Origin of the sequence: Wohlfahrtiimonas larvae, assembly GCF_002006755.1 — a bacterium.
GTDB classification, from domain to species: domain Bacteria; phylum Pseudomonadota; class Gammaproteobacteria; order Cardiobacteriales; family Wohlfahrtiimonadaceae; genus Wohlfahrtiimonas; species Wohlfahrtiimonas larvae.
In genome coordinates this window covers 1-8967 of record NZ_MVDO01000232.1, presented here as the reverse complement: position 1 = coordinate 8967, position 8967 = coordinate 1, and the positions used below count along the sequence as shown (strand labels likewise).

Sequence of the window (8967 nt, the reverse complement as noted above, 5' to 3'; positions counted from 1 at the left end):
GAAATTAAAGCAATTAAAAATCTCTATATCCGCGTGAAAAAAGATGGTAAAGCTTATGTCAGCGTACCCAAAAAACTATCACAAAAACAAGTAGAAATAACTTTGCTAAACCATTTACCTTGGGTCAAAGCACAATTAACCAAATTATCATCTTTGCAAATACAACCAGAGCTAGAATATCAATCAGGCGAAACCCACTCTTTATGGGGAAAATCATATACGTTGCAATTGGAAACTAATCACAAAAAAGTAGAAGCTCTCATTCGAGATGATCACGTTGTTGTGCAAAGCAACGGCGATTTAACTCTTGAACAAAAAATTAAGTTATTAGATAACCTTTATCGAACAGAAATCCAAAAAATCATGCCTGAACTGATCACAGAATGGGAGGCTAAAATACAGGTGCAATCATCAGAATGGCGATTGAAAAAGATGAAAACTCGGTGGGGAACTTGTAATACTCGAGCCAAAAGAATTTGGCTGAATACCGAATTAGCCAAATATCCTTTGGAATGTTTAGAATATGTTCTAGTGCATGAGTTAGTACATTTATTAGAACGTAGCCATAACCACCGTTTTAAAGCCTTGATGACGAAGTTTATGCCTGATTGGCCTGCACGTAAAAAACTATTAAATAGCTTAGCAATGAGAATGTGTTAAATTTTTCTATAACGCAAATAGGCCCAATAAATAACAGGAATAGCCAGTAATATGGAGCTTAGTGGCATGGCTAGCCAAACACCATCTAATTGATAGAATTGTGGTGCGATGAGTAGAAATGGTATCTGAATTACCAAGTTACCAATCGAAATGACCAAAGCTTTTGTGCCTTCACCGATCGCTTGGAAAAATACTGTAACCATGACAAAAGCCCCTTCTAAAAATAGCACAGGTAAATGGAAGTTAATGGCATGAACTGTCACTTTAGTCAGCTCTTTATCATTGGTAAATAATGTCGTGAAAAATTCAGGAAATAATTGTAAGAATAAGGTGAGCAGGATGCCATAAGTCATACCAACAAGAACCATCATGCGAATAATTGCGCGTGTTGAAAGATAGTTTTCACGGCCATATAAACGACTGATGATGGGTTGCACGCCATTAGCTATGCCTTCCATGCCAAGATAGTAAATCGTTATGATGTAACCAGTGATTGTATAAGCAGACACTGCGACAGTCCCACCATATTTAACTAACATTTTATGGTGCAACATCATGATAAACCCAACATAGATATACATAAAAAATGTAGATGCACCATTGACCATTATATTTTTAATAAGGGGGATATTGGGTTTAAAATGTTTGAGTTTTAAAGGTTCTCCACTTTTAATGATAATGTAATACAAGCCGAGGAACATAGCACAAGATTCACCCAATATATTGGCAATTGCAGCTCCAAATACTGACATTTCTAATACAACAATGAATAGATATGAGCATAAAATATTGATAGAGACACCAATTGCCATATAAAGCGTTGCATAATAAGGTTTGCCCATATTACGAACAAGAAATGGTAATGCTAAACTGCCTATGACTAAAGGTGAACTCACTGCAAATACACGAATGAAATCAATCGCCATATAAGCAGTAGTGACAAATTTCTGGCTCACGAGATAATCTGTATCACTCAGCATATAAACTAATGTGGGAGCAGAAAAGTATAAAATAGCCCCAAAAATAACTCCGGGAATAATGATTAATGTAATGGATTGTCCGATGATTTTTCGTGCTTTATCATCATTTTCCGCACCTTTAGCTATAGAGTATAAACTACCTGTACCAACGCCAACTAATAGGCCAAACCCTAATAATATGGTGATATAAGACCAGCCAATATTCACAGCAGCCAAGCCTTCTGCACCAATAAAATGGCCAATAAAAAAACCATCAATTAACTGATAGGCGCCACTGATTAACATTGCACCTAATGTTGGAATAACGTAACTGATAAAGAGTAAGCGTAATGTTCTTTGCTTCACAAAAATCCTACAACTATGGAGATATTTTGATTATAAGTCATGTGAATGATTTTAGGGATAAAAAATGCCATTCGAAGGAATGGCATGATTATATTAATTTACTCAACTTAGACTACTTATGAGTCAACAAGTGATCAATACTAAACTTTCCTGAACCTTGCACTAAAATGTAGATAAATCCACCTGCCATAGCAAGATTCTTCATTAGACTAGTTGCATCTTCTGGAGCACCATGGAAAATGATCCCTGTCATGATGCAAAAAAGTGCTAAAAATACTGCGATAATACGTGTTTGATAACCGATTAAGATTGCTAATCCGCCGCCTAATTCTAATAGGATGACTAAAATTGCTAAACTTCCTGGAATGCCTTGAGATTCCATATAGGCGACAGTCCCTGAATAGCCTACAATTTTATTCCAACCGGCAATGATGAATAAATATGCCATTAAGGCTCTGCCGGCAAGCATTAACGAATTGTTAATGCTTGGGCGGTTAATCAATGTTTCAATATGTTTATCAAACGTTAACATTATTTACTATCCATATTGAAGTTGAAATTGTTAGAGTTGGATGGTGTTCTTGGACCATACATTTTTGAAGTATATTCTGCATTCTGTGCAGGTGTTAATATACTTTGTACTTTTGCTTCATAAACAGGATTAACAGGCTCTTTCTGAGAAATATGTCCCAATTGTTTTAATTGGGTTACTTGTTCTGAACTTAAGTCATCTAATACTTGATATGCAGGATATGGTTGAGCAATTGCCATACTAGTGAGCAGAGTTGCGGATAGGGATAAAATTGCATATTTAGATAATATTTTCATATCAAACTCCTTTTGAGTATTTCTTGAATAACTCATTGTGTTTTAAGTTAATCAAGATGGTATTTAAATTTTGTAAATTTAAAAAAGTAGTAGTTGATTGGTGATGTAATATCACTAAGTAAATATGAAATAAGTCATAAATAATTAATGACTTATCTCGAAATTAACATTATCAATAAGTATATTGTTTGCACAATTAAAATTTATGATTAATAAAAATAATGTATGCCAATATAAAACTGATTTACATCATAAATTAAAGCTTTTAGTTTAATTTAACTCATAATAATCATTTGTGGAAAATGCTAAAAGCCACTAATATTTAAACCAGTGATTTTTATAACTACTGATTAATAATAATTATTAATACTGTAAGATGTCGATCAAACGTTAACATTATTTACTATCCATATTGAAGTTGAAATTGTTAGAGTTGGATGGTGTTCTTGGGCCATACATTTTTGAAGTATATTCTGCATTCTGTGCAGGTGTTAATATACTTTGTACTTTTGCTTCATAAACAGGATTAACAGGCTCTTTTTGAGAAATATGTCCCAATTGTTTTAATTGGGTTACTTGTTCTGAACTTAAGTTATCTAATACTTGATATGCAGGATATGGTTGAGCAGCTGCTATGCTTGTTACGATTGTTGCTGATAGGGAAAGAATAGTTAGTTTAGATAATGTTTTCATGTGAAACTCCTTTTTAAATATATAATGAAATAGCTGTTTGTACATTAGCCATAACTTCAAACTGGTTGCTATGTTACTGAAATCATTTTTTTGTTACTATCGTTAATAGGAAAATCATTTGTGCCTCAGAGGAATAAATAAAGATGAATGCAAATATGAAGCCATTACAATCATTAGAACTTGATGATATTCAGGTATTTTGCAGAGCAGCAGAGAGTTCGAGCTTTACAGATGCATCGATTTCTTTAGGCGTGACACCATCGGCAGTAAGCAAGGCTATACAGCGATTGGAGAAAAAATTAAAACTGAAGTTATTTTATCGTTCAACACGTTCCATTCGTTTAACAGAAGAAGGGAGAAGTTATTATGATACTTGTCGTAGATCTTTGGAAAATATCCAGGAAATTGAAAATCACCTTTTGAATAATTCGGTTCCTCGCGGAACATTACGCATTAGCTTGCCAGATAGCTTAGCAATTAATAAACTCATTCCTATGATCAATGGTTTCATGGAAAAATATGATGAAACATTAAAAATGGAAATTTTCTTGAGTACAGCTTATGTTGATTTTATGCGAGAAAATTTTGATTTAGCAATTCGTATTGGGGAAGTGACAGATTTAAGTTTAGTAGCAAGGTTATATGCAAGAATTGAGCAAAAGATTGTAGTTTCACCAAAATATTTACGCAAATATGGAACGCCACAATCTCTCAGTGATTTGAAAAATCATAAATGTGTTGGTTTGAAATTTCCAAGTGTCAGTACGCCTTTACCTTGGAAGATTAAAGGTGAGGATGCTTTAGATTTAAACTTCACCATGTTATATAACGATCCTTTTGGTGCAGTTATGAGTGTAATTAATGGCTATGGTATTATTCAGCTATTAGATTTTACAGTGGATCATGCCATTGCAAATGGTGAATTGGTCGAGTTATTTCCTGAATATAGATTAGAGCCATTAGATATACATATTGTTTATCCTAGTACTAAGTATGTACCAGCAAAAGTTCGCGCTTTTATTGATTATCTTTTTGAGCATAAACCACTTTTATAATTCTATTTTTGAAAAAACTCATTTCAGACAACTTGAAACAAGCCATTTGATATCGAAAATTATATGTGGTAGAGTTTTGCCATTGAAAAATTTATCTTTGGGGCAGGGTGCGAAGCAATTCAATTCCCGACCGGCGGTGATAGTCCGCGAGCGAAAGCTGATCTTGGTGAAATTCCAAAACCGACAGTATAGTCTGGATGGTAAAAGATAAATCACAACTCTATTCGCGTGCCTATTTTTTGGCATGTTGTCTATGCTGTGTTTTTTATGTCCCAAAATAAATCTAATGATAGAGGGCATATGAACAAGCTAACTGAATCAGATCATCAATTTTTGAATAAAGCCATTCTTTTGGCAGCGATTCCTGTTGGGGAAGTTTCGCCTAATCCTTATGTGGGCGCTGTGATAGTGAAAGATGGCAGAATTATTGGTGAAGGATTTCATGCTAAAGCAGGTACAGCTCATGCTGAAGTGGTTGCGATTCAAAATGCTAAAGACAATAACAAAAGCACAGTTGGGGCAACGATCTATGTTTCTCTTGAGCCTTGTTGTCATCATGGCAAAACTGGCCCTTGCACAGAAGCGGTTTTGAATGCTGGTATCACAAAAGTTGTCTATGCAACGCAAGATCCTAATCCATCTGTTGCAGGCAAAGGTGAGAAGTTTTTAATTGAAAATGGTATTGAAGCAATCTGTGCTGATTCTGAATCAGCGCGCCAAATCAATAAAATTTTCTTCCATAATCAAATTAAAAAAACACCATTTGTGACTTTGAAAGCAGCGATGAGTTTGGATGGCAAAATTGCTTCTAAATCAGGTGATTCCAAGTGGATCACAGGCTCAGATGCACGCTTGGAAGGCCATCAATTACGCGTAGAACATGATGCAATATTGATTGGTAAAAAGACATTGTTGAATGATGATCCAAGTTTAACAGTTCGTATTCCAGATCAAAATTATTCTAATCCGATCCGAGTATTATTACTTCGTACTTTCAACGGGATTGATCACGCCAATTATCAATTATTCAATACTGAGATTGCGCCAACTTGGATCATGTATCCGCAAAATCAAAGTATTGATACAGCTTTAAAAGCTGAATTATTGGCGAAAAATGTGCGTTTAATTGAATTGCAAGATGATGAAATCATCGTTGATTCAGTATTAACACAACTCTATGAAGAAAAAGTCATGAGCGTGTTATTAGAGGGCGGAAGCAGTATTTATAACGCTTTCATTACAGCGCAAAAAGTGAATGAATTTGCACTCTTTTATGGTCCAAGATTAATTGGTGATGCCAAAGCACCAAGCTTATGGGATCACAGCAATATTACAGATTTATCAGAAGCGCCGATTTTATCCATTCATGCAACGGAAAAATTAGGTAATTCTATTTATGTACAAGCAACCTTGAAGGAGGTTGAATAATGTTTACAGGTATCATTGAGGAAGTAGGTGCATTGCAGGCTAAGCAGCACCGTGGTGATGTGATCACGATTAAAATTGGCTGTAAAAAGGTGCTAGAAAACGTCAAGATTGGCGATAGCATTGCGAGCAATGGCGTGTGTTTAACAGTGACGAAATTTGATGGTCATGGTTTTTGGGCAGATTTAACGCCTGAAAGCTTAAAGCGCAGCACATTTGCAAATGCAATGATGGGCAGCTGCGTTAATTTAGAGCGTGCAATGCTGGCAAATAGCCGATTGGATGGCCACATTGTTTCTGGTCATGTGGATACGATGACGACATTGAAATCCTTACAAAAGCTGCAAAATAGCTATGTTTTAAGCTTTGCATTAGCAAGAGAATATCAAAAATTAGTGGTTGAAAAAGGTTCAATTGCCATTAATGGAATCAGTTTAACAGTGACGGAGGTGACAGCAAATGCTTTCAGCGTCAGTGTGATTCCGCACAGTTTTGAAATTACCAATCTTCATCAATTGAAAGAGGGTAATCGTGTGAACATCGAATTTGATCAGCTCGGCAAGTACATCTTGAAAGAGAAAGAGCAATCAACTTTGAGTTATGACAAATTAGCAGAATGGGGATATTAAGATGAAAGCAATGATTCAACGTGTTGAAGCTGCGCTAGATACATTAAAACGTGGCGAAATCATCATTGTAATGGATGATGAATCTCGTGAAAATGAAGGTGATATGATTGTTGCTGCAGAATACTGTTCTGATGCGCACATGAATACAATGATTAAAAAAGCAGGTGGATTGGTTTGCTTGCCATTGACAGCGCCAATTGCTGAACGTTTAGATTTTACGCCGATGGTTGTGCGCAATGAAGATAGCTACCAAACAGCATTTACTGTAACAGTTGATTATATCTCTACACATACAGGAATTTCAGCAGGTGAGCGTGCTTTGACTTGCCGTAAAATTACGGATGACAGCACAACTGCAGCGGATTTCAAAAAGCCAGGTCATATTTTCCCATTGATCGCGAAAGATGGTGGTGTTCTAGTTCGTCGTGGGCACACTGAAGCAGCTGTTGATTTGATGGAATTGGCAGGATTGAAACCTGTCGCTGTGATCTGTGAAGTATTGAATGAAGATGGCACAATGGCGCGCCGTAAAGAATTGACAGCATTGAGCGCAAAAGAAGAAATGCCATTAATCACAATTCAAGACATTGTGGATTATCGTAATTATCTCATCGAAAAAGCAACGAAATTAGAAGTCATAAGCCAAGCACATCTACCAACAGCTTATGGCAACTTCACAATCTATACTTTCCCAAATAGTGAAGGTAGCGAGCCACACATTGTACTGCGTAATGAAAATTTCGATGCCAATAAGCCACTCACAATGCGCATTCATTCAGAATGTTTAACGGGTGATATTTTCCATTCCATTAAATGTGATTGCCAAGCGCAATTGAATTTTGGCTTGGAAACGATTGCGAAAGCTGACAATGGCATGATGATCTATCTTCGCCAAGAAGGTCGTGGCATTGGTTTAGCTGAAAAAATCCGTGCGTATGCATTGCAAGATCAAGGTCAAAATACGATCGATGCTAACTTATCATTGGGTCATCCTGTGGATAACCGTGATTTCACAATTGCGGCCCGAATTTTAAAATATTTTGAGCAATCACAAGTGAAATTAATCACAAATAATCCAGAAAAAGTAGAAGCACTTCGTACCAATGGTATTGAAGTATTAGAACGTATCCCAACACCCAAGTTTGTCACAAAAGAAAATCAAGATTACTTAGCGATTAAGGCAAATCAAATGGGACATTTTTTATAAAAATCAACTTTAAGTAACTTAAATTGTATTTTTTATTATTTTAGGAGCATAGTATGCAAATTATCGAAGGTCAGTTATCTATTCAAAACAAAAAAATTGCAATCGTTGCAGGACGTTTCAATAGTTTAATCACTAAACAGTTGATTGATGGTGCTGTGGATGCATTGAAACGCCATGGTTTGAACGAGGACAATATACAATTGGCTTGGGTGCCTGGCGCATTTGAAATTCCATTGATTGCACAACAATTTGCTCAAAAAGCAGATGTGGATGCAATCATTTGTTTAGGTGCTGTAATTCGTGGATCAACACCACATTTTGACTTCGTAGCAAATGAAGTATCTAAAGGTATTGCAAGTGTGAGTTTAGATCACCACAAGCCAATTGCATTTGGTGTTTTGACAACTGATAGTATTGAACAGGCTTTAGAGCGAGCAGGTACAAAAGCGGGTAATAAAGGTGCAGATGCTGCCATTACTGTGATTGAAATGTTAAGCTTAATGGCCCAAATTGATTAATGTATAGGATGTAATATGAGAAGGGTAAATGACAAATCATCAAGAACAATCTAAGCAATCATTCGCCCTTTTTTGTTTACACAATTTCCGTTTTGGCATTTCTCTATTTGTATTGCTGTGTTTGATCATCATCGGTGTTGGTAATGGTATTATTCATTCGCAAGTTAAGGAGATGCATGCTGCGGATAGCGCCGATGCGATCATTGTATTAGGTTATCAAATTGAAGGTGAGCCATTAGAGCCATCAAAAGCATTGAAGAATCGCTTAGATATGGCTTATCAATATTGGTTAGAATCTCCAAAAGTGAAAGTCATTGTTTCAGGTGGCAAAACTCAAGGTTATGCTAAAAGTGAAGCTGAAGTGATGCAAGAATATTTGGTAAAACGGGGGATTCCTTCCGAAAATATCTTGTTAGAAGATGATTCTACCCGTACAGCGCATCAGTTCATTAATTCTAAAAAACTAATGAATATTCACAATGCAGTTGTTGTGACAAATGATTTTCATTTACCAAGATCATTAATGTTAGCAGCACGTTCTGGGATAGAGCATGTGTCAGGATTAGCAGCCGCAACACCAACGGATACACGCTCTATTTTTGTTGCTTATATTCGTGAACCTTTTGC

General features: G+C 36.0%; 11 protein-coding genes and 1 riboswitch. Of the genes, 7 read left to right on the top strand and 4 right to left on the bottom strand.

Features of this window, described 5'->3' with window-relative positions; all coding sequences use genetic code 11:
* Positions 1-660 (top strand): M48 family metallopeptidase (locus BZK14_RS11965; protein ID WP_077926702.1); only part of this gene is annotated, 660 nt, incomplete at its 5' end.
* Here BZK14_RS11965 and BZK14_RS11960 read toward each other — a convergent pair.
* The 4 genes from BZK14_RS11960 to BZK14_RS11945 all read right to left on the bottom strand — a co-directional run bounded on the left by BZK14_RS11960 (position 657) and on the right by BZK14_RS11945 (position 3506).
* Positions 657-1985, bottom strand: coding sequence for an MATE family efflux transporter (locus tag BZK14_RS11960; protein ID WP_077926701.1), 1329 nt, complete (start codon positions 1983-1985; stop codon positions 657-659). The two genes, BZK14_RS11965 and BZK14_RS11960, sit on opposite strands and share 4 nt — an antisense overlap.
* Positions 1986-2097: 112 nt before the next feature.
* Positions 2098-2517 (bottom strand): DoxX family protein, encoded by a 420-nt coding sequence (locus BZK14_RS11955; RefSeq protein ID WP_077926700.1) that lies wholly within the window; start codon positions 2515-2517, stop codon positions 2098-2100.
* The gene (locus BZK14_RS11950; protein ID WP_077926699.1) at positions 2517-2813 is read right to left on the bottom strand and encodes a hypothetical protein; all 297 of its coding nucleotides are present in this window, start codon (positions 2811-2813) and stop codon (positions 2517-2519) included. The genes BZK14_RS11955 and BZK14_RS11950 overlap by 1 nt, the downstream gene beginning before the upstream one ends.
* Positions 2814-3209: 396 nt before the next feature.
* On the bottom strand, positions 3210-3506 hold the full coding sequence (locus tag BZK14_RS11945) for a hypothetical protein (RefSeq protein WP_077926698.1): 297 nt from the start codon (positions 3504-3506) through the stop codon (positions 3210-3212).
* Positions 3507-3649: 143 nt separating this feature from the next.
* Between BZK14_RS11945 and BZK14_RS11940 the strand changes: the two genes are divergently transcribed.
* From BZK14_RS11940 to BZK14_RS11915, 6 genes are all read left to right on the top strand, one after another.
* Positions 3650-4561 (top strand): LysR family transcriptional regulator, encoded by a 912-nt coding sequence (locus tag BZK14_RS11940; protein ID WP_245831345.1) that lies wholly within the window; start codon positions 3650-3652, stop codon positions 4559-4561.
* 89 nt (positions 4562-4650) lie between these two features.
* A riboswitch (FMN riboswitch) is annotated at positions 4651-4774 on the top strand.
* Positions 4775-4861: 87 nt separating this feature from the next.
* Positions 4862-5989 carry a bifunctional diaminohydroxyphosphoribosylaminopyrimidine deaminase/5-amino-6-(5-phosphoribosylamino)uracil reductase RibD gene (gene ribD / locus BZK14_RS11935; RefSeq protein WP_077926697.1) on the top strand — a complete coding sequence of 376 codons (1128 nt, stop codon included), beginning with the start codon at positions 4862-4864 and terminating at the stop codon, positions 5987-5989.
* Positions 5989-6615 carry a riboflavin synthase gene (locus BZK14_RS11930; protein ID WP_077926696.1) on the top strand — a complete coding sequence of 209 codons (627 nt, stop codon included), beginning with the start codon at positions 5989-5991 and terminating at the stop codon, positions 6613-6615. Before ribD ends, BZK14_RS11930 begins: the two co-directional genes overlap by 1 nt.
* 1 nt (position 6616) lies before the next feature.
* The gene (gene ribB, locus BZK14_RS11925) at positions 6617-7822 is read left to right on the top strand and encodes a 3,4-dihydroxy-2-butanone-4-phosphate synthase (protein WP_077926695.1); all 1206 of its coding nucleotides are present in this window, start codon (positions 6617-6619) and stop codon (positions 7820-7822) included.
* Between the two features lie 53 nt (positions 7823-7875).
* The gene (ribH, locus tag BZK14_RS11920) at positions 7876-8340 is read left to right on the top strand and encodes a 6,7-dimethyl-8-ribityllumazine synthase (RefSeq protein WP_077926694.1); all 465 of its coding nucleotides are present in this window, start codon (positions 7876-7878) and stop codon (positions 8338-8340) included.
* 28 nt (positions 8341-8368) lie between these two features.
* Positions 8369-8967, top strand: a 599-nt coding sequence (locus BZK14_RS11915; protein WP_077926693.1) for a YdcF family protein, incomplete at its 3' end; no start/stop codon positions are given.

What these genes read in the sequence shown, in the direction of transcription:
- BZK14_RS11955 (WP_077926700.1), bottom strand. Translation starts at nt 2,517, where the DNA reads ATGTTAACGTTTGATAAACATATTGAAACATTGATTAACCGCCCAAGC.
- BZK14_RS11950 (WP_077926699.1), bottom strand. Translation starts at nt 2,813, where the DNA reads ATGAAAATATTATCTAAATATGCAATTTTATCCCTATCCGCAACTCTG.
- BZK14_RS11945 (WP_077926698.1), bottom strand. Translation starts at nt 3,506, where the DNA reads ATGAAAACATTATCTAAACTAACTATTCTTTCCCTATCAGCAACAATC.
- BZK14_RS11940 (WP_245831345.1), top strand. Translation starts at nt 3,650, where the DNA reads ATGAATGCAAATATGAAGCCATTACAATCATTAGAACTTGATGATATT.
- ribD (WP_077926697.1), top strand. Translation starts at nt 4,862, where the DNA reads ATGAACAAGCTAACTGAATCAGATCATCAATTTTTGAATAAAGCCATT.
- BZK14_RS11930 (WP_077926696.1), top strand. Translation starts at nt 5,989, where the DNA reads ATGTTTACAGGTATCATTGAGGAAGTAGGTGCATTGCAGGCTAAGCAG.
- ribB (WP_077926695.1), top strand. Translation starts at nt 6,617, where the DNA reads ATGAAAGCAATGATTCAACGTGTTGAAGCTGCGCTAGATACATTAAAA.
- ribH (WP_077926694.1), top strand. Translation starts at nt 7,876, where the DNA reads ATGCAAATTATCGAAGGTCAGTTATCTATTCAAAACAAAAAAATTGCA.